The organism is Streptosporangium subroseum, from assembly GCF_900188345.1.
Lineage (GTDB): Bacteria > Actinomycetota > Actinomycetes > Streptosporangiales > Streptosporangiaceae > Streptosporangium > Streptosporangium subroseum.
In genome coordinates this window covers 306,089-326,772 of the sequence record NZ_FZOD01000005.1, presented here as the reverse complement: position 1 = coordinate 326,772, position 20,684 = coordinate 306,089, and the positions used below count along the sequence as shown (strand labels likewise).

16 protein-coding genes are annotated in these 20,684 nt (G+C 68.3%); 8 read left to right on the top strand and 8 right to left on the bottom strand.

What is annotated here, in order from left to right:
• Both CHC08_RS07995 and CHC08_RS07990 read right to left on the bottom strand, forming a co-directional pair.
• A partial coding sequence (locus CHC08_RS07995; protein ID WP_245878199.1) for a M14 family metallopeptidase occupies positions 1–1,650 on the bottom strand: 1,650 nt, incomplete at its 3' end.
• Positions 1,651–1,792: 142 nt separating this feature from the next.
• Entirely contained in the window at positions 1,793–2,146 is a 354-nt protein-coding gene (locus CHC08_RS07990; protein WP_179281937.1) for an ATP-binding protein, read from the bottom strand.
• A 248-nt stretch (positions 2,147–2,394) separates the two neighbouring features.
• Between CHC08_RS07990 and CHC08_RS07985 the strand changes: the two genes are divergently transcribed.
• Together CHC08_RS07985 and CHC08_RS07980 are read left to right on the top strand one after the other, a co-directional pair.
• Entirely contained in the window at positions 2,395–3,225 is an 831-nt protein-coding gene (locus tag CHC08_RS07985) for a helix-turn-helix domain-containing protein (RefSeq protein ID WP_245878198.1), read from the top strand.
• Between the two features lie 27 nt (positions 3,226–3,252).
• Positions 3,253–3,483, top strand: coding sequence for a DUF397 domain-containing protein (locus tag CHC08_RS07980; protein ID WP_089206526.1), 231 nt, complete (start codon positions 3,253–3,255; stop codon positions 3,481–3,483).
• A gap of 94 nt (positions 3,484–3,577) precedes the next feature.
• Here the strand turns inward: CHC08_RS07980 and CHC08_RS07975 are convergent, their stop codons facing one another.
• The 3 genes from CHC08_RS07975 to CHC08_RS07965 all read right to left on the bottom strand — a co-directional run bounded on the left by CHC08_RS07975 (position 3,578) and on the right by CHC08_RS07965 (position 10,653).
• Positions 3,578–6,241: a glycoside hydrolase family 3 protein gene (locus CHC08_RS07975; RefSeq protein WP_089206552.1), complete on the bottom strand. Its 2,664-nt coding sequence runs from the start codon at positions 6,239–6,241 to the stop codon at positions 3,578–3,580.
• A 405-nt stretch (positions 6,242–6,646) separates the two neighbouring features.
• Positions 6,647–7,375: an SDR family oxidoreductase gene (locus CHC08_RS07970; RefSeq protein ID WP_089206525.1), complete on the bottom strand. Its 729-nt coding sequence runs from the start codon at positions 7,373–7,375 to the stop codon at positions 6,647–6,649.
• Between the two features lie 125 nt (positions 7,376–7,500).
• Positions 7,501–10,653: an AfsR/SARP family transcriptional regulator gene (locus CHC08_RS07965; protein ID WP_089206524.1), complete on the bottom strand. Its 3,153-nt coding sequence runs from the start codon at positions 10,651–10,653 to the stop codon at positions 7,501–7,503.
• 299 nt (positions 10,654–10,952) lie between these two features.
• On the opposite strand from CHC08_RS07965, the gene CHC08_RS07960 reads away from it, so the two are divergent.
• Complete coding sequence (locus CHC08_RS07960; protein ID WP_089206523.1) at positions 10,953–11,336, top strand: carboxymuconolactone decarboxylase family protein; 384 nt, start codon at positions 10,953–10,955, stop codon at positions 11,334–11,336.
• Here the strand turns inward: CHC08_RS07960 and CHC08_RS07955 are convergent.
• Positions 11,331–12,590, bottom strand: a complete 1,260-nt coding sequence (locus tag CHC08_RS07955; protein WP_089206522.1) for a nucleotide sugar dehydrogenase — start codon at positions 12,588–12,590, stop codon at positions 11,331–11,333. The two genes, CHC08_RS07960 and CHC08_RS07955, sit on opposite strands and share 6 nt — an antisense overlap.
• Positions 12,591–12,805: 215 nt before the next feature.
• Between CHC08_RS07955 and CHC08_RS07950 the strand changes: the two genes are divergently transcribed.
• Entirely contained in the window at positions 12,806–15,151 is a 2,346-nt protein-coding gene (locus CHC08_RS07950; protein ID WP_143653142.1) for a hypothetical protein, read from the top strand.
• A gap of 36 nt (positions 15,152–15,187) precedes the next feature.
• Here CHC08_RS07950 and CHC08_RS07945 read toward each other — a convergent pair whose 3' ends face one another.
• Together CHC08_RS07945 and CHC08_RS07940 are read right to left on the bottom strand one after the other, a co-directional pair.
• Positions 15,188–16,006: an aldo/keto reductase gene (locus CHC08_RS07945; protein ID WP_218825159.1), complete on the bottom strand. Its 819-nt coding sequence runs from the start codon at positions 16,004–16,006 to the stop codon at positions 15,188–15,190.
• A gap of 74 nt (positions 16,007–16,080) precedes the next feature.
• Positions 16,081–17,085, bottom strand: a complete 1,005-nt coding sequence (locus tag CHC08_RS07940) for a glycosyltransferase family 2 protein (RefSeq protein WP_245878197.1) — start codon at positions 17,083–17,085, stop codon at positions 16,081–16,083.
• Positions 17,086–17,186: 101 nt separating this feature from the next.
• Here CHC08_RS07940 and CHC08_RS07935 point away from each other — a divergent pair, with 101 nt between their 5' ends.
• The 4 genes from CHC08_RS07935 (at position 17,187) to CHC08_RS07920 (ending at position 20,633) form a co-directional block, all read left to right on the top strand.
• Complete coding sequence (locus CHC08_RS07935) at positions 17,187–17,642, top strand: GtrA family protein (RefSeq protein WP_089206518.1); 456 nt, start codon at positions 17,187–17,189, stop codon at positions 17,640–17,642.
• Positions 17,643–17,782: 140 nt separating this feature from the next.
• A complete protein-coding gene (locus CHC08_RS07930; RefSeq protein WP_089206517.1) occupies positions 17,783–18,850 on the top strand; it encodes a glucose-1-phosphate thymidylyltransferase in 1,068 nt (355 codons plus the stop codon).
• Entirely contained in the window at positions 18,847–19,824 is a 978-nt protein-coding gene (gene rfbB / locus CHC08_RS07925; protein WP_089206516.1) for a dTDP-glucose 4,6-dehydratase, read from the top strand. Before CHC08_RS07930 ends, rfbB begins: the two co-directional genes overlap by 4 nt.
• Positions 19,825–19,934: 110 nt before the next feature.
• Complete coding sequence (locus CHC08_RS07920; RefSeq protein WP_089206515.1) at positions 19,935–20,633, top strand: class I SAM-dependent methyltransferase; 699 nt, start codon at positions 19,935–19,937, stop codon at positions 20,631–20,633.
• The last annotated feature ends 51 nt before the right edge of the window (positions 20,634–20,684 follow it).

Here is a 20,684-nt window from a genome sequence, read left to right as displayed (position 1 = left end):
CTGGGTGGTGGTGGAACCGACGACCTTCACTCTGAGGAAGTCGGCGCTGGAGGCGTTGGAGCCGTGCGCGAGATACCAGGAGAACGACAAATTCAGCGTTCCGCTCGGCAGGGTGATCGCGGGTGAGCGGACGCTGGTTGTGCCGCCGTCGAGGTCGTAGTCGCCGGCGGCCGCGCCCGCCAGTCGTCCGGTGACCAGGTCGTTGGAGCCGCTGACGGTGGTGCCGAGCTGCTTGGCGCCGCTGGAGGTGGTGGCCTCCGGGTCACCGCGCTCCCACTGGCCGAGCGTGGCGGTGTCGGTGGCGCCGGGGTTGGTCGTCCAGCCGGTCGCCGTCTCGAAGGTGTCGGAGTAGACCGTCGTCGGCGGGGTGCCGGTGCCGCAGTACTGCGACTCCTTGCCGATGATCCGGTAGACGCAGTCGGAGTACTCCAGGAAACGGAGCGAGGCCTCCCGGTTGCGGGTCGTCTGCGGAACGATCTGCTCGTCGGGGGGGTAGAAACCGGGAGACGTCCCGGTCGGGTACATCTCGATGGTGTAGCTGAAGATCTTGTACGTGGCCCACATCCAGTCGTCGATGGAACCGTCGGTGACGTAGAGGTCGCTGGCCTGCTGGGGGGTGTACGAATTGGTGGAGGCCATGTTCTGCCCCAGCGCCTCGAACGCGTCGTGGTCGTCCTGCGTCAGGCCGGGGGCGGTGTCGCTGGAGGTGTAGCCGTAGGGCCACAGGATCAGCTCGCCGTAGGTATGCCAGTCGATGTGTGACTTGACCTGCTGCACGCCGCCGACCACCCGGCTGCGCACCCAGTTGGCGACCGCCCTGGTCTCCGGGGCGGACTCGCCCGCCGTACCGCGGTAGGTCTCGCTGGAGGTGGAGCCGGAGGAGCCTCCGCAGCAGCCGAACTGGTAGGCCCAGTTACGGTTGAGGTCGGTGCCCACGTAGGACGAGCCCGCGTTGGGCTGCCGGTTCTTCCGCCAGGAGCGGTAAGAGCCGCCGGCGATGTCGTACTCGCCGCCGTCGGGGTTGAGGTCGGGCATGATCCAGATCTCGCGGGTGTTCACCAGGTTGGTGATCCTGCTGTCGCTGCCGTAGCCGTCGGTGAGCTGGTTGAGCAGGTAGAGCGCCATCTCGACGGTCAGATGCTCCCGGGCGTGCTGGTGATGGGTGAACAGCACCTCGGGTTCGTTCTCGTCCGTGCCGACGTTGTCGCTGATCTTGACGGCCATCAGGTCACGGCCCTCGTACGAGGTGCCGTAACTGATCTTTCTGGCGATGGTCGGATGGTCGGCGACGATCTGGTTGACCGCGGCGGTCAGCTCGGCGTAGTTGTGGTAAGCGGAGTCGGCCGAGGGGAAGTCCGAACGATCCTCGGGTCCCACCGGGGACAGAGGCTTGGAGATCTTGCTGACGGCGTAGCCGAGCTTCTTGATCTCGGCGACCTCGGACTCGGTGGCGGTGACCACGATCGAGGCGGAGTCGACCTGGTCGATCGCGGCACCTGTGGCGGCGACCGCGCTTCGCTGCTCCGAGTTGCTCGGACCCTGCACCTTGTACTGGCTGTTCGGCTGTGGCTCAGCCGAGGCACCCGCCCCGGTCATGCCGAAACACAGCAGCGCCAGGACCGTGAATACCACGGTCAGACGGCCTCTCACCTAGATCCTCCTCAGACACGTGATCTCGGATTTTTCACGCGCCTGCACTGAGAGTCAAGCAACCACGTCGATTCGGAAAGACCCAACTTTAAAGACTTGTACGGCTCACTTCATCGCCATATCCGACTTCGGGCTATAAAGGTCAGAAGTCGACCTCGAACCAGAGAGTCCTGAATCCCCGGGCGATGTCGTCCTGGACTCCCCATCGGGCCGCGAGCAGGTCCACCAGGAACATGCCCCGGCCGTTCTCCGCCTCCGGCTCGTTGCGCACGTGCGGCACCGACGTCCCCGATCCAACGTCGCGCACCTCCACGAGCACGGCCTCCGATCCCACCGCCACGGTCATCGCCACCCTGCCGCCGCCGCTCGACCCGGAGTGGACCACCGAATTCGTCACCACCTCGCTGACCAGCAGGACGACGTCGTCGGACGCGGGATGCCCCTCCCCCAGGAGTTCCCTGACCCGGTGCCGCGCCACCGCCACCGATTCCGGCACCCCCCGCAGGGTGACCGTCGATCTAGGCAAGACAGTCTGGCGTCCGGCCGTCATGGCTAACCTCACTCCCCGACATGCATCGTTCACATGCACATCGCGCTCCGGGATGGCACACTCACTCACGGTGAACTGTTCTATCAAGGACTGCAATAGCTCATGTTGAGATTCCACAGTTTTCCTGTAATAGAACGGAGGGAGGTAGATGCGTGGCTTCTCGGCGCAGCCCCACGGCCCGGCATCGCCGCCTGATGGCTGAACTAAGTCGTCTGCGAAAGAGCAGTGGGCTGTCACGGGTGGAGGTGGCCGAGCGGATCGGCTCCACCGACACCACCGTCTGGAGATACGAGACGGGCCTGACCCGTCCCAAACCCTCCGACGTGTCAGCCCTCACCGACGTGTACGGCGTGACCGGGGAGGCGCGGGACTCCCTGATCCAGATGGCCGTCGAAGCCCGGCGGCGGGGCTGGTGGCACCAGCATCGCCAGACGCTCAAGCCCGGCTTCGACTCCTACATCGGGCTGGAGGCGGAGGCGTCGCTCGTGCGCTCGTACGAGCCGCTGGTCGTCCCAGGCCTGATGCAGACCGAACCGTACGCACGTGCTGTGACCAGGGCGACCTCCATGGTCCATGACCCCTCCGAGGTCGAGGAGCAGGTCTCCGTGCGCATCTCGCGTCAGCGGCTGCTGCACGGTCCCGGGGACCCGATCCAACTCGTCGCGGTGCTCGACGAGGCAGTAATCCGGCGTCGAATCGGCAGCCGCGAAATCATGGCCGCGCAGCTGGAACACCTGATCGATCTCAGCCGACTGCCCAACGTGGAGATCCGGGTCCTCCCCTTCTCCGCCGGAGAGCACGCTGCGATGGACGGCAAGTTCTGCCTGCTCAGTTTTCCGGAGCCCGAGGATCCCGACCTGCTCTACCTGGAGCAGGCCGCGAGCGGGCACGTGCCGGACGACCCGGAGGAAGTGCGCCGATACGCCTCCATGTTCGAGAGCTTGTCAGCACTGGCTCTCGACCCGGAGGCCTCGACCGCCTTCATCGCCCAGATGGCGAAGAGATTTTCCAACCTCAGCCCGTAGAAAGAAGAAAGAGTGCGAGGGTCCACGATGGATCTGTCCAGCGTCGCGTGGCGCAAGAGCGGTCGCAGCACCAACGGAGGGGACTGCGTGGAAGTGGCGGTTGTTCCGGGTGACCCGGCTGTAGCCGGGCACAAGGCAGACGCCGATGAGCTCTATCTCATCCGCGACTCCAAGGATCCGGACGGCCCGGCGCTGGCATTCACTCCCAGCGAGTGGAGCGCCTTTGTCGGCGGCGTCAAGGATGGCGAGTTCGACTGATGAATCTCCGGGGGAATCGGGTCGCCGGTTCCCCCGGAGCCTTCGGCGGAGCTCCGCCCGCCGGTGCGGGTGGAGATGCCCCCGCCCCAACCGGTCAGGTCAGATCAGTGCATTTCTTGGCATCCGCGTCCTTGGCCGCCTGCGGCACCCATCGGACGTTGGCGAACGACGCCGAGAACGCGCCCTCGGTGTAGACCAGGAACGGCGTGTTGATCACCTCGAGGTCGAGGGCTCCCGTCGCGAAGCACGCGATCGGGATTTTGACGGTCGTCTTGCTCCCGATCGGAAGCCCCGCGAACAGCGACGTGGCCACCACCTCGGAGAAGCAGGGATAGACGCAGTGGACGCTGATCACGGTTCTCGCGGCCGGAGCCTGGTGGACGATGGTGTCGAAGACCAGGGCGCCGTCGGCGTTGAGGTAGCCCCGCTGGTCGGTGCCGCCCGCCGGATTCTGCATGTAGAACTGCGCCGGCCCACTGCCGGTCCAGGTCGCCTTGAGGCCGTCCTGCTGCACGTTGACGTCGGACGGCACCACGTTGATCTCGGAGTGCGCCGCCTGGCCGTCGACGCCGATCTCGGTGCCGCCCCAGTTCTCCGCCGAGCCGATCATGCTCTTGTACGGCGGGACGTCCGTCCGGTTGAAGATCTCGAGGTCCTCGGTCGCGTTGCCGCCGCCACCCGAGGAGCCACAGCCGAGCTCGGGTGCGGTCTCGTCGAGGACCCCGACCGAGCCGCTCTGCCCGTAGTGCAGGCCGTATCCGAGCGGGAAGAGGGGGTCGTAGCCCTCGTCGCCCGGATTGAGCGGCGTCTGGCACGCGCTCTTCGGCCAGGAGTAGGACAGCTTGCCGGTGTAGCCGCTGCTCCGGTGCGAGCTCCGGACGAGCAGGTCCGCGACGCCGCCGCCCTCGGTGCCCGGGAGCCATGCGGCGACGAAGGCGTCGGAGCGGTTGAGCTCCTTGTTGACCCAGAGCGGACGGCCGGTGACGTAGACGGTGACCACGGGTGTGCCCTTGCCCGAGACCTTGTCGAGCACGGCGAGGTCGCCGGGGTAGAGCTTGGCCGCCTCCAGCGAGCGCCGTCCGAGGTCTCCGACCCCCTCGGCGTACGGCGTCTCACCGATCACGGCGATGACCGCGTCGTAGGCCGCGGGGTCGACGCCGTCACCCGTCTCGCTGAAGGTGACGTCGGCCTCGCCCAGCGTCTCCCGCAGGCCGCCGAGGATCGTCGTGCCATTGGGGAAGTCGGCGTTGGTGTTGCCGGTGCCCTGCCACGTGAGGGTCCAGCCACCGGTCTGGTTCTGCATGCTGTCGGCGCTCTTGCCGACCACGAGCACCTTGGAGTTCGCGGCGAGCGGCAGCACCCTGTTGTTGTTCTTGAGCAGGACCTGCGACTCGCGAACGGCCTCGCGGGCGAGCTTCCTCGCTTCGAGCGCACGGGCCGACCCGGCCAGGTCGCGGGCGGACGGCTTCGGCGCGGAGAACACACCGGCGCGCAGCTTCACGCGCAGGATCCGGGTCACCGCGTCGTCGATGCGCGACATCGGGATCTCGCCACTGGTGACCTGGGCGAGGGTGTTGGCGATGAACGCCTTCCAGTCGTTCGGCACCATCACGACGTCCAGGCCGGCGTTGATCGCCTGCGCGCAGCTGGAGTTGGTGCATCCGGCGACCTGGCCGATGCCGTTCCAGTCGGAGACGACGACGCCGTCGAAGCCCACCTTCTGCTTGAGGATGTCATTGATGGCGTACTTGCTGCCGTGGAGCTTGCCCTGGTTGATGCCCAGGTCGGCGTTGGTCCAGCTGTTGAACGACACCATCACGGTCTGGGCGCCGGCCGCGAGCGCGCCGTAGTAGCCCTGACCGTGCACGTTGATCATCTCGGCCTCGGACGAGGGGTTGACACCCTGGTCCGTTCCCCTGACGGTGCCGCCGTCTCCGATGAAGTGCTTCGCGGTCGCGATGACACCGTCCTCGTCGACGCGGTGCGCGTTTCCGCCCTGCAGGCCGTTGACGACCTCGTAGCCGTAGGCACGGGTGATCCGGGGGTCCTCGGAGAAGCCCTCGTAGGTGCGCCCCCACCGGTCGTCCCGGACGACGGCGAGCGTGGGCGCGAAGGCCCAGTCCTGACCGGTCGCGCGAATCTGCTCCGCCGTCGCCGATCCGATGTCGCGGACGAGACACGGGTCGTGCGCGGCGCCCAGGCCGATGTTGTGGGGGAAGACCGTCGCGCCGTACACGTTGTTGTTGCCGTGAACGGCGTCGATGCCCCAGATGACCGGGATCTTCGTCCTGGTGGTGACGGACGCCTGCCAGTAGGCGTCGGCGAGGTCGAGCCAGGCCTTGGGCGCGGCGTGCTTGTCGCGGCCGGGCCACGAGCCGCCGCCGTTGAGCACCGAGCCGATGCCGTACTGCCTGACCTCCTCGGGGGTGATCGCGCCGATCTCCGGCTGGGTCATCTGCCCGATCTTCTCGGCCGGCGTCATGCCGGCGAGGATCTTCGCCACCCGCCTCTCGTCGGCCGGGTTCTGCTTGATCCGGCTCTTGACCTTGGGCCAGTCCGCGAGCGTGGGCAGTTTCTTCTCGATGCGGGCGCAGCCGTCGGAGTCCAGGGCCGGACCCTCGATCACCGGCTGCCGGACGCCTTTACCCGTCCCGGCGTCCGCGCTCGGAATCCCGGCGCCCCCGGCCAGAAGGGCGAAGCCCGCCAGCAGCGCGAGCCCGCTCCGGCGAGCACGTAATCGGGCGAAAGGTTTGGTCATGGACAGTCCGTTCTTGAAGCGCGTCAACGGTCATTGCGGCCTTCTGAGGCCGCACTGGGCAGATCCTGACCCTGTGATGACAGTTGCGTCAAGAGCTCGCGAGAGCGCTCTCTCAGCCGCACCGCTGTTCGACGGCGGGCGCGAGGAGACGAAACCGGCCTCCACAGGCCTGTCCAATCGAGTAGCGAGGGACTTGACCGCGCGAAAACACCCAGGTCAGCGCTGATGTGAGAGCGCTCTCAACAAAATGGACGTCCCGTTTCCAAAAAACGGACCCGATGGTTCCCGCCGGAAGCCGAGGCGATGTCCAGGGATCGGAGTCCGGGAGGATTTCCGGAAACCGCCCCGGGCTCCGCCGCCGGCACCCGTCAGAACCCCAGGCCCGTCAGGACGGTGTCAGGGCTGTCAAGCCATCGTTCTGCCGCCGTTGACGGCAAGACGCTGTCCGGTGACAAAGCGGGCACCGGGCGAGGCGAGAAAGGCGATCACGTCGGCGACCTCGGCGGGCACCCCCATCCGGCCCAGCGGCACCCTCTCCGGGTAGTCCCCGAAGTCCGCGCCCTCGTGCCGTTCCACCGGTATCCAGCCGGGCTCGACGGTGTTGACGGTGATTCCCTCCCGGCCCAGCTCATTGGCCCAGGAACGCGTCAGCCCGTGCATGGCGGCCTTCGCCGAGACGTAGTGGCCCATCTCGGGATTGCCCAGGTCCACGACCTCGCTGCCCACGTTGATGATCCGGCCCGCCCCCGCCTCACGCATTCCCGGGAGTACGGCGTGCAGGATCAGCAGCGGCGCCTTGACGAAGAACCTCAGCTGGTCCAGATGGTCGTCCCAGGTCTGCTCGTCGAGGGGGATCAGCGGCTGTGGCCCGGTCGCGTTGTTGACCACGACCTCGATCGGACCCGCCTGCTCGGCCGCCTCGGCGACGCCCCGCCGTACCGACTCCTCGTCGGTCACGTCGAAGCGGGCCAGATGCGCCTTCCCACCGGCCGCGGCGATCGCGGAGGCGATCGCGGTGGCACCCCCGGTGTCGTGGGCGTAGTTGAGCGCGACCGTCCAGCCGTCCTCCGCGAGCCGTACGGCGATGGCGGCGCCGAGCCCTCGTGAGGCTCCGGTGACCAGGGCGCATCCCATGGGTCTCCCCTTTCACAGCATGTATGGAACCGCACTCATTGTGGGGGGGAACACGTCACCCGTGCGATTCGGGGAGGATCTCCTCGGGGACCACGCCGATCCTCGCGAGCACCCCGCATGACGGCTCAGCCGACGAGCATCGCGAGCACCTCGCTCCGGGACATCCGTGCCCCCGCGTGCCACTCCTCCTCGTAGGCGGTGTCGCCGATCCGGGCGCGGACGGCCGCCGTGGTGCGGACGACGTCGGGGTGAGCCGTCGCGGTGCCGTGCAACGCCGTGGCCGCGCCCAGCAGCCGGGCCGCTCCCCCGGCGTCGCCCTCCAGCAGCGCGACCTCCGCCAGTCCCTCGGCCGCCGCGCCCGCCACCAGCAGGTAGCGGTGCGGGCTCTGCTCCAGCGCCTTGCCGTACCAGGCCCTCGCCTCGGCCCCGTCGCCACTCGACGCGGCGATCCGGCCCAGGTCGACGATGATGCGCAGCCGTTTCTCCTCGGCGCTGTACCACCCCTGCGGGCACAGGGCCAGAGCCTCGTGGGTCAGGACGAGGGCCTCGTCCAGATCTCCGCGGAGCCTGGCGATCTCGCCGAGGCCGCGCCGGACCCCGGCTATGGCCTCGGGGGTGCCCGCCCGGCGGGCGTACTCGGCCGCGCGAAGGTATTCGGCGTGGGCGGTCGCGAGGTCACCGGCGCGCACGGACCCCAGGGCCCTGCGATAGATGAGCTCCGCGATGTCCTCCGCCGATTCGAGCTCCTCCGCCAGGTGGAGCGCCTCGTCGGCCAGCGCGTGCGACGCCACCCTGTCATCCCGCAGTTCGGCGAGCTCGGCCAGCTCGACCAGCGTCAACACGGCCCCCCAGCGCTCTCCGATGGAACGGAACAGCTCCAGCGCGTCCCCGAAGGAGCGCTCGGCTCCCCCGGCGTCGTCGCCGTACAGCTGGAGATAGCCGACGCCGAAGTGGGACAGCCCCCGCAGCCACGGATCCGCGACGACCAGGGCGGTCTGGGCCGAGAGCGGGTCGAGGGCGAAACCGGGGGGCGGACCGGTGAACATCGGCCACAGTATCCCGAGGAACGGCCACCGGTACCGCCGGTCGATCGGCGGGACGAGCGGCCTGACCCGCTCCAGCCGCTCCCGCAGCTCCGGGGTCTGCGACTCGCCGGAGGAGGCGACGAGCACGCACATGGCGTACTCCTGCTCCAGCCCGGAGAGCGGGTCGGGCCCGATCACGTCGAGGAGGTCGGTGGCCAGGCCCTCCCCCTCGGAGCGCCGCCCCCGCACCCACCAGTACATGGCGAGCCCGGCCAGCAGGCGGAGTCCCACCTCGGCCCGGCCGGTCTCGATGGCCCAGCGCAGCGCGGCGTGCAGGTCGTCGCGCTCCTCGTCGAGCCGCCGCAGCCACTCCAGTTGCTCGCCGCGGCGCAGGTGAGGGTCGGCCTCGGCCGCCAGGTCCGCGTAGTACGCCGCGTGCGCCTCGCGGCGCTCCTCCACCTCGCCGGTCTCGGCCAGCCGTTCCGCGCAGTAGGCGCGGATGGTCTCCATCATCCGGTAGCGCTCGCCGACCACCTCGACCAGTGACTTCTCCGCCAGGGAGGTCAGCAGGTCGACGACCTCGGCCTCCGGCAGGCCGCACACCCGCCCGGCCGCCTCCAGGGTCGCGCCCCCCACAAAGACGGTCAGCCGTCCGGCCAGGAGCCGCTCGCCCTCGTCGAGCAGGTCCCAGCTCCAGGCCACCACCGCGCGCAGCGTCTGGTGCCGCGGCAGCGCCGTACGGTTGCCGCGCGACAGCAGCCGGAACCGGTCGCCGAGCCGGGAGGCCAGCTCGGTCACCGGCAGGGAGCGCAGGCGCGCCGCGGCCAGCTCCAGCGCGAGCGGCAGCCCGTCCAGCGCCCGGCAGATGTCCAGCACCCGCTCGACGTTCCCGGCGTCGACGCGGAAGTCCGGCCGCACCGCGACCGCCCGGTCGGCGAACAGCCGCACCGCTGGATAGCCGAGCGCCTCCCGCGTGCTCGTGCCCGCCCGCGGCACCGGCAGGGGCGCGACCGGGTGGAGCGTCTCTCCGGTGATGCCCAGCGCCTCCCGGCTGGTGGCCATGACGCGCAGTCGCGGGCAGGCGGCGAGCAGCCGGTCGACGAGCTCGGCCGCGTCCGCCACCACGTGCTCGCAGTTGTCCAGGACGAGCAGCAGCGGGCGGTCGGCCAGCGCCGCGATCAGGCGGGCCGGCGGATCGGGCACATGACGGCCGGACGCCGGTGGCGGGAGCAGAACGGCGTCGCGGATCCCCAGCGCGTCGAGGACGGCCTGCGCCATCTCCTCGCCGTCGGAGACGGGGGCCAGCTCCACGAAGCAGACGTCGCCCCGCCGCGCCCCGGCGACCTCTCCGGCCAGCCGGGTCTTTCCCGCCCCGCCGGAGCCGACCAGGGTGACCAGCCTCGACTCGCCGAGCAGCGCATGCAGCCGGGACGTCTCGTCCTCCCTGCCGACGAAGCTGGTCAGCTGGGCCCGCAGGCCGAGCCGGGTGGCGGCGGAACCGGGGACGGCGGTGAGCGCGGGGTCGGCCCTGAGCACGGCCAGGTGCACGGCGGCCAGCTCGGCCGACGGGTCGACGCCGAGCTCCTCGCCGAGGATCCGCCTGGCTCTGCCGTATACCTCCAGGGCCTCGGCCTGCCGCCCCGAGCCGTACAGCGCTCGCATCAGCTGTCCCTGAAGCCGTTCCCTGAGCGGATGGGCGGCCGTCAGCTCCTGCAGCTCGGCGACGAGCTCGCGGTGGCGGCCCCGTTCCAACTCGGCCTGGACGCGGTCCTCCAGGCAGTCGAGCCGGAGCCTCTCCAGCCTGGCCGAGAACGCCTGGGCGAACGGCGGCTCTCCCACGTCGGCCAGGGCGGGCCCGTGCCACAGCGAGAGCGCCTCACCCAGCAGCCCGGCCGCCCGCCCGGGGTCACCGGCCGCCAGGGCTCGGCGCCCCTCGGCGGCGAGCCGCTCGAAACGGTGGGCGTCGACGGCGTCGGCGTCGACCACGAGCCGGTAGCCCGCCGGATGGAACTCGATCACGTCCCGGGCGCCGAGCGCCCTGCGCAACCGCGAGACCTGGGACTGCAGGGCGTTGGCCGCGCCCGCCGGGGGGTCGGTGCCGTACAGCCCGCCGACCAGCCGCTCGGTGGTCACCACCTTCCCCGCGTCGAGGAGCAGCAGCACCAGCAGGGCGCGCATCCCCTGACCGCTCACGGAAACCACACGCTCACCGTCGAGCCGAATACGCGTGGGGCCGAGGATGTCGAACCACATGCCTCGATTATCCGGGTTTTCGCGTCCCATAATCGATCATCCCCCGGAACCGCCGTGCTCCGCGGCCGTGGCCGCGGGGTCGCCGGGCGCCGGTTAGGTTAGCCGGGGACGGTCATGCCGGGGAAGGCGACGGTTTCTGTAACGCCGGAGGATCCTCAGCACGACACATAGCTATATATCGGGGCGATTAATGAAAGGGATCTATCTCTGGCGCTGGAACTGGCGAAGGATGAGGGGGTCGAGACGCCCCTCGCTGCGCTCGCGCCCCGACCGGCTTGGCTGACGTACTCGGAGTCCTCATGAGCGACCACGCGAACAACCCCTCCCCCGATCGCCGGGCCCGCGGGCTGGAGGCCATGAAGCGGGTGAACGGCCGTGACCACCTCGGCGACGATTCCGGTGCCTTCCTCGGGATGACCGTCGAGCACCTGTTCGCCGAGGTGTGGTCCAGAGACGTGATCACGGTCCGCGACCGCCGGTTGCTGCTCCTCGGCCTCCTCGTCGGCCAGGGTCTGGACGACGAGATCGAGCTCCAGCTGGACGCGGCGCTGCGGACCGGGGACCTCACCCCCGCGGAGCTCCGCGAGATCGTCGTCTTCCTGACCCACTACGCCGGATGGCCACGCGGTTCCAGGCTCAACTCCCAGGTCGAAGAGCTGATCGCCCGCGTCCTGAGGTCATAGCCTCTCCACGTTGGGCCCGCTGCAGCGGTTACGCGTGTCGAAGACGAAGGTGCTCGATCGCTGGATCAGCCCGTAGTCGAAGCAGTCGTGGTCGGTGAGGATCACCACCGCGTCCGCCTGGGCCAGCTCCCGGGCCACCGGTTCGACGATCTCGATCCCCGGCGGCATCAGGAAGTCGTCGATGTGGGGGTCGGCGGCCCGCACCTTCGCGCCCAGCTTGCGCAGGGCTCTGGCCACCTCGATCGCGGGTGACTCGCGGCAGTCTCCCGCGTTCGCCTTGTAGGAGAGCCCGAGCACGAGGATCCGGCTGTCCCTGAGCGGCTTGCACCGCTGGTTCAGCGCGAGGATCAACCGGTTCACGACATGATCTGGCATGTGGTCGTTGATGTCGTTCGCCAGCTCCACGAACCGGAAGTTGTGTCCCAGACTGCGCTTGACCTTCCACGACAGGTACGACGGGTCGATCGGCAGGCAGTGCCCGCCGACACCGGGGCCCGGGGTGAAGCGCATGTAGCCGAACGGCTTGGTGGAGGCGGCGTCGATGGCCTCCCAGACATCGATCCCGAGCTGCTGCGCGAAGATCGACAGCTCGTTCACCAGGGCGATGTTGACGTGCCTGAAGGTGTTCTCCAGGAGCTTGCACAGCTCTGCCACCTGGAGGGAGGAGACGGCGACGATCGGCTGCACGAGGAGACCGTAGAACGCCCGGACCCGCTCCAGGGAGGCCTCGTCGATCCCGGACACGACCTTCGGCGTGTTCTCCAGACGCCAGTGCGGGTTGCCCGGGTCGATCCGCTCCGGACTGTAGCCCAGGAAGAAGTCCTCCGGCGTCCGCAGTCCGGAGCCCTCCTCGAGCAGCGGCCGGAGGTATTCCTCGGTGGTTCCGGGATAGGTGGTCGACTCCAGGACGACCGTGGCGCCCGGCCGTATCAGCGGGGCCACGGACCGGCCCGCCGAACCGATGTGGCGAAGGTCGGGAGCGCCCTCGCGGAGGGGCGTCGGCACCGTTATCACGCAGACGTCGAACGCCTCCGCGTCGGCGTAGTCGGTGCTGGCCAGATAGCGACCGGAACGCACGGCGGCGGCCAGCACCTCGTCGCCGATGTCCTCGACATAGGACTCGGCCACGTTCAGCCGTTTGACCCGCCATTCGTCCACGTCGATCCCCACGACGTCGAACCCGGCCTCGACCGCCCGCATCGCGAGTGGCAGGCCGACGTACCCTTGGCCGACGACAGCCAGTTTCTCTCCCATGTCAGGACCCCCGTCACTTCGAGATGAGATATTCCCGACTGTAGGAGCCAGACCTTCTCGCACCGCCGATTCGGCGGCGAGCCGGGCGTGTCGGGCGCCCCTGTCTCTCGGCGGGAGGAAATCAGTCCCGACACCGCATAAAAGAGTGGCAAGAATATCGGCCGGACCGGAGGTCTGGACCGGCCCAAAGGCCCGAAGTGATCAGACTTACCCGCATGACCACGACTCCGTCCCTTCCTGACTCCGCTGCGAACCCGCTGAGAACCGGGGCGGACACGGAGCCGGATGCCTTCGTCCGCCGGCAGGCGTCTTCGCCCTCTCCCCGAGGAGTGCGGCGTTTCCTGGCGTCGCGATGGCTGCCGGTCGCGTTCGCGACCGTCTTCAGCGTGGTCGTGCTGAGTGCCTACGGCGTTTCCGGCTCGGAGATATCCCTCTTCGGCGCCTACGTGGCACTGGGTGTCGCGTTGCCGGGCGTGCTGCTGGTGCGGGCCCTGTATCCCGGTTCCCGCACGCTCGCGGAGGAGGTCGCGCTCGGCGTGACCCTCGGCTACGCCGTAGAGGTGATCGTCTACATCGCCGCCCGGGCCGCCGGGCTGCCGCTATGCGTCCTGGTGTGGCCGGTCACCACCTACGCGGCCTTCCTGCTGGTTCCCCGCCTTCGCCGGCACTGGAGAGGCATGCCCCGCTCCGCTGCGCCGCTCTGGTGGTCCTGGTCGCTCGCGCTGGTCGTCGTGTATCTGGTCGGCTGGAGCGCCTTCACGTTCTTCACGCGTTCCCTCAGCTGGCCGGGGCTGGGGACCAACGTCGACGTGCCGTTCCATCTGGCGCTGACCGGCGAGCTGAAGCACCACGTGCCGCCCACGATGCCCATGGTCTCCGGCGAGCCCCTCTTCTACCACTGGTTCGTGTACGCGCACCTCGCCTCGGCGAGCTGGGTGACCGGGATCGAGCCGCTGGTGCTGCTGCTCCGCCTGGCCATGCTGCCCATGCTGGCCGCGTTTGTCGTCCTCATCGGGATGATCGGCAAGCGCGTCATCGGCTCGCGCGCGGGTGCGCTGATCGCCGTCGGAGGCACGATCTTCGTGGCGCCGCCGAACCTGTATCTGGGCACGGACGTGGTCTTCACCTGGGGCGGCGTACCGGACCTCGCCTGGATGAGTCCCACCCAGACCTTCGGATCCCTGCTGTTCGTCCTGGTCGTCATCCTTCTCGGCGACCTTTTCCGGAGCCGCGGGCAGGGCCCCGGCAGGTGGGTCGTGCTGGGTGTCTCGCTCATCGCGGTGATGGGGGCGAAGGCCACCTACCTGCCCCTGCTCATGGTGGGGCTCATCGCGGTGGTCGCGGCCGAGCTCGTCCGGCGACGGCCGCCGTGGCCCACGCTCGCCGCGCTCGGGATGACGACGGCGTGTTTCGTCTACGCGCAGTTCGTGCTGTTCGGCCAGGCGAGGCAGGGCATGGTCGTGGATCCCCTCTCCTTCATGCGCACGGCCTGGGGAGAGTGGACGGGCCTGGGCGAGCAGGCCCGTCCCTCACCGGCCTCGATGCTCGGCGTCACGTTGATCTTCGTGCTGTGCTGGCTCGTCACCTGGTCGGGAATCCTCGGGCTGCTGAGCCGCCCGCGGCTGATCCTGGGATCCGAGACGTCCCTCATGCTGGGAATCGGCGCGGCGGGCATGGGCGCGACGCTCCTGCTCGGGCACCCCGCGCGGAGCCAGCTCTTCTTCCTCTGGAGCGCCTACCCCTATCTGGTGATCGTCGCGGTACACGGACTTCTTGTCGTCCTGCGGCGGGCCCGGGTATCGCTCACGGCGAAGGCCGCCGCGGCCGCCGCGGGGCTGCTCGCCGTCTATCTCGTCCCCTTCGTCGGCGGCGTCGAGGTTCCCCTCGCCCCGAGCCGGCCGGATACCGTCCTGTACCGGCCCTATCTCGTGCTGCTGGCCGGTTCCCTTCTCGCGGCGGCCGTCCTGACGGTCATGAAGGGACGCCTTCGCGCCTGGGCTCTCGTGACCGTCGCCTTCGCGGCCATCGGCCTGCCGGCGGATCTGCACGCCCGGGCCCTCAGGGTCGCGAGCGACGCCCTGGGAGACGGCCGCACGCCGACGGTGTCGAAGCTGACGGCGCGGACCATCCCGCAGGGAACCCTGACGATCGCGCGGTGGTTGCGCGACCACTCGGACCCGGACGACCTGGTCGCCACGAACGCCCACTGCTTCTGGGGATACGAGAATCCGTGCGACAGCCACCACTTCTGGGTGGCCGCCCTGTCCGAGCGGCACGTCCTGGTCGAGGGGTGGGCGTACTCCTCCCGGAACCTGGACCGCTGGCGCCCGGGCCGGCCCGCGTTCGAGCTTCCGTTCTGGGATGACGAGCGAATCCGGCTGAACGACGAGGTCTTCAACGCGCCTTCGGCGCTCGCGGTCCAGCGCCTGCGCGAACGTTACGGAGTGGACTGGCTCCTGGCCGACGAACGTCACCTGGGCCCCGGCTCGAAGATCGGGGACTTCGCCGATCTTCAGATCCGCTCGGGCGACTACGCCCTCTATCGCTACCCACCTCGATGATCTATGAGCCTGGACGGCTCGGTGTCCCTCCGGCCGTCAGCCGAAGGTCTCGGGGTCCACGCAGAGACGGGTGCCGTCGTCCAGCCGCGCGATCGCGGCCATGTCGTCCGGGTCGAGCTCGAAGTCGAAGACATCGATGTTCTCGGCGATGCGCGCCGGCGTCACCGACTTGGGGATCGCCGCGTTGCCCAGCTGCATGTGCCAGCGGAGCACCACCTGGGCGGGGGTCCTGCCATGCTTGGCGACCAGCCCTGCGAGCGTGGGATCGTCGAGCAGGCGGCGGCCCCGGCCGAGCGGGCTGTACGCCTCGGTCACGATGCCGTGCTCGGCGTGCAGGGCCCGCAGTCCGGTCTGGGCCAGATTCTGGTGAAGCTCGATCTGGTTGACGGCGGGCACGACGCCGGTCTCGCCGAGGAGCCGTTCGAGCGTCTCGGCGGTGAAGTTGGAGACGCCGATCGCCCGGGCCCGCCCGTCGGCGTGGAGCCTCTCGAAGGCTTTCCACGTCTCCACGTATCTGTCCCGGACCGGACAGGGCCAGTGGATCAGGTAGAGGTCGACGTAGTCGAGGTCCAGCCGTTTCATGCTCATGTCGAAGGCCCACAGCGCCTCGTCATAGCCGTGCTCGTCGTTCCACAGCTTCGTGGTGATGAACAGTTCCGCGCGTGACACGCCCGAGGCGCGCACCGCGCACCCGACCTCTTCCTCATTGTGGTAACGCGCGGCCGTGTCGATGCTGCGATAGCCGGCCTCGATCGCCACGGCGACCGCCCTGGCCGCTTCGTCGCCGGACACACGCCCCACACCGAAGCCGAGCTGCGGCATCGTGATCCCGTTGTTGAGCGTGACGGTGCTCACCCGTCCCCCAGCGCTTCCCGGGATCGCTCCGTGCTCCGGAGTCCCGTACGCCTGCGGGACGGATCCGAGGTCGTTCATATCGTTCTCGCCCGTTCCTCCGCTCCGGAGCCCACTCCCGCGTACGCGGGGGCGTCGGTCCGGAGTTGCTGCGGAGCGACGGCCTCCGCGGACGGTCCCGCGTGCTCGCGGATCACGTAGGTCGGCCGCCCCATCCCGCTTCCGTGGATGCGGCCGACGTATTCACCGAGAATCCCGATGGCTATCAACTGGACGGAGGAGAAGATCGCGACCATGGTGGCGATGGTGGTGAATCCGGCGACTTTGGTGTCCCCCGTGATGAAGTACCAAAGGACGCTGCCGCCGAGGAACAGGCCGACGAACCCCGTGAGGAACCCCAGATAGCTGGCCACCCGCAGGGGCGCCGCGCTGTAGCCCAGGAGCATGTTCACGGCGTGCCGGATCAGCAGGCGCGGGGTGTAGTTGGATTGCCCGTGGCGGCGTTCGTCCATGTGCACCCTGACCGCGCCCACCTGCGTGGTGGTCCAGGAAAGGGCGACGTCGACGGAAACATGTGGTCCGGACATTTCCTGAAATCCATCGCGCAGCCGCGTGTGAAAGGCACGGAAAGAGCTGATCGACCGCGCATGACGGACCCCCAGCGTGGCGGACATGCCGGCCTTCACCGACCGGGAGGCGAGACTCCGGAGAAATCCGTGCTCCTCCTCGTGCGGAATCCCGTAGACCAGATCGTGGCGATCGCCCTCAAGCGCGGCCAGCAGGAGGGGAATCTCCTCCGGCGGGTGCTGCAGGTCGTCGTCCATCGTGACGATGACCTCGAATCTCGCCTCCCTGATGCCGACGACCAGTGCGTTGTGCTGGCCGTAGTTGCGAGAGAGGCGAATCGCGCGAACGCCCTCGAAAAGGCGGGTGAGTTCAGCGGCCACGTTCCACGTATCATCCGGACTTCCGTCGACGGCGAGAATCACCTCGTGCTGGATGGAGGCGTCGCGCAGGACGGAAACCAGCCGGTTCACCAGCGCCGGAAGGGTTGTCGCCGAGCGATAACATGGAATAACCACTGACACTGACATTAATCCCCCGATTGCAAGACTTGATTTCTCGCGAGACAGCTACACTCCTCTTGATCCCACTGCTCGACCATGGTCCAGAGGAGCCAAAAATGGTTGAAATGGAAAGTCGGACCGTTCGCGACAAAGATTCAGGGTTCGGGCGGCGAGCTTTGATCTCCGCTCTTAGCGGACAGCGCATCACATACCTGGTGGCCGGCGCCATGACCGCTGTGCTCTATTACGGTCTCCTAGGCCTAGGATTGCTGATCGCTAAAGATGGGGTTCCCTATCTTTTCCTGGTCGTGGTCTGCTATTTGGTCGCCGCGACGATCATCTATCCCTGGTACAGGCTGGTGGTCTTCCGTGGCACGCGCGAATCGTGGCCGGTCGGCTATCTCCGGTTCTACGCGGTCGGACTGAGCTTTCTGGCGACATCCATCATTGGCCTTCCCATTTTGGTGGGATTTGCCGGAATTCCAATCCTTGTAGCACAAGGTCTCATAATAATTGCAAGCCCTCCGCTGAGTTATCTAATACATCGAACATGGACATTCCGCACCCACTGAAACATCTAGTCTTGGCAATTTGTCACACATCCTTTGATAGAGGCAGAGGATGGCGAAGAGTCGCTAATCCGAGCTCCGCATAGATTCAGCGGGCAGGTGGTCACTGTGGCCATGCGTTCTTCGCGGAAGGACACAGAGTGATGAAAGCACTCGTTCTAGCTGGGGGCAGAGGGACGAGGCTGCGGCCGTTAACCCATACCTCCGCGAAACAGCTGGTCCCGGTAGCCAACAAACCGGTGCTCTATTACGGGCTCGAAGCGATACGGGACGCGGGAATCACCAGCGTGGGCATCATCATCGGTGACACGGGTGCCGACATCCGGGAAGCCGTGGGAGACGGCTCGCAGTTCGGCCTCGACGTGACCTACATCCCCCAGGAGGCTCCCCTCGGACTGGCGCACTGCGTCCTGATCGCCCAGGAGTTCCTGGGCCAGGAGCCGTTCGTGATGTACCTCGGCGACAACTTCCTGGTCGGCGGGATCTCCGGCCTCGTCGACGCGTTCCGCGTCGGCGGGTACGACGCCCAGATCCTGCTCACCAAAGTCGACGAACCCCAGTTCTTCGGGGTCGCCGAACTCGGTCCGCAGAACGAGATCATCGCGCTGCAGGAGAAACCGGCCCATCCGCGGAGCGATCTCGCCATCGTGGGCGTGTACTCCTTCTCCCCGGCCATCCACGAGGCCGTCCGGGCGATCAAGCCGTCGGCCCGCGGTGAGCTGGAGATCACGGAGGCGATCCAGTGGCTGATCGAGAACGGCTACTCCGTGCACTCGCACATGGTCACCGGCTACTGGAAGGACACCGGCCGGCTGAAGGACATCCTGGAGTGCAACCGCATCGTCCTGGAGTTGATAGAACCCGATGTCAGGGGCACCGTTGACGGCCTGAGCGAGATCACCGGCCGGGTGATCCTCGAACCGGGGGCGGTGGTGGAGAACTCCATCCTCCGCGGGCCCATCGTCGTGGGAGCCGACACGAAGGTCACCTCCTCGTACATCGGCCCCTTCACGTCGATCGGGTCGAACTGCCTCCTGCAGAACTCCGAGATCGAGTACTCGATCGTGCTCGACGGTTCTTCCGTTCACGGTGTCTCGCGGCTCGCCCACTCCCTCATCGGGCGCAACGTCGAGGTGAGCTGCGCCGCGGGCGTGCCCAACACCCACCAGCTCATGGTGGGCGACCACAGCCAGATACAGGTGAGGGCATGAGAATCCTCGTCACCGGGGGCGCCGGATTCATCGGATCCCACTACGTACGGTCGCTGTTGCTCGGCGCCTATCCGGGATACGAGGATGTTCGCGTCACGGTTCTGGACAAACTCACCTACGCCGGCAACCTCGCCAATCTCGCCTCGGTGGCCGGGCACCGAGGCTACGCGTTCGTCCGGGGGGACATCGCGGATCCGGCGCTCCTCGATGACGTCCTGCCCGGGCACGAGGTCGTCGTGAACTTCGCGGCGGAGACCCACGTCGACCGCTCCATCGCCGAGGCGGGCGACTTCGCGACGACCAACGTGCTCGGCACCCAGAGGCTCCTTCAGGCGGCGCTGCAGGCGAAGGTCCGCACGGTCGTCCACATCTCCACGGACGAGGTCTACGGCTCGATCGCGCAGGGGTCGTGGAGCGAGGACGAGCCCCTGCTGCCGAACTCGCCCTACTCCGCCGCCAAGGCCGCGGGTGATCTGTTCTGCCGCGCCTACGGCCAGACCTACGGCCTCGACGTCCGCGTGACCCGCTGTTCCAACAACTACGGCCCCTACCAGTATCCGGAGAAGGTCATCCCGCTCTTCGTCACCGACCTCCTCCGGGGCAGGAAGGTCCCCCTCTACGGCGACGGGCTCAACGTCCGGGAATGGCTGCACGTCGACGACCACTGCCGGGGTGTCCAGCTGGTGCTGGAGAAGGGCTCCCCCGGTGGGATCTACAACATCGGCGGCGGTGTCGAGCTGACCAACCGGGAGCTGACCGAACGGTTGCTCGCGGCTCTCGGCCTGGGCTGGGAGATGGTCGAACACGTGCCCGACCGGCTCGGCCACGACCGTCGTTACTCGGTCGACAGCGGCAGGATCCGCGCGATCGGCTACAAGCCCAGGGTGGACTTCGACGAGGGACTCGCCGACGTCGTGCGGTGGTATCGCGACCACGAGGACTGGTGGCGACGCCTGAGGACGACCGGCCGGTGATCTCCGGAGCCCGCCGGCCGGACGCCGGCGCGTTCACGGTGAGGCGGTGACCGCGCTCGCGGTGAGGCAGGAACCCCTTTCACACATTCGAACAGGTCCGAGGAGGACGCATGGAGGCCACAGAGATCCGGTGCATGGTCGAGCTGGAGGACCGGCATTGGTGGTATCGCGAACGGCGTGCCGTCCTCGCCCGGGAGCTGCGCCGGCTCGGCACGCCGGGCAGGGCGCTCGACATCGGTGCGGCGGGCGGCGGCAACACCCGCGTGCTGGTGAGGCACGGATGGGACGCGCTGGTCGCGGACTACTCCGAGACCGCGGTGCGGTTCGCCCGGGAGCGCGGCCTGAAGGCGATCCACGCCGACGCGCGGGATCTGCCCCTGCCCGACATGCGGTTCGACCTCGTGCTGGCGCTCGACGTGCTGGAGCACATCGAGGAGGACGACAGAGCCGTACGGGAGATCGTGCGTGTGCTCCGGCCCGGGGGAACGGCGCTGATCACGGTCCCCTGCGACATGGCGCTCTGGTCGGCGCACGACCTGGCGTGCGGGCACGTCCGCCGGTACACGCGGGACGGCCTGAGCGCCCTGCTGACCGATGGAGGCCTGGTCATCGACGCCCTGTGGAGCTGGAACGTCCTGCTGAGACCGGTCGTCGCCTGGCGCAGGAAGAAGAGCACCGGATTCGACCTCAAGGAGACGCCGCGCCTGGTCGGCGCCGCCCTCACCGCCGTGATGGTGGCGGAGAGATACCTGCCGGTCAGGTCACTTCCCGGAGTCACCCTCACCGTGCGGGCGCGTCGCCCGCTGTGAGCTCGCCGCTCCCCCGGGGATCGGCCCGTGTCCGTCGGCGGTCCCGGCGAC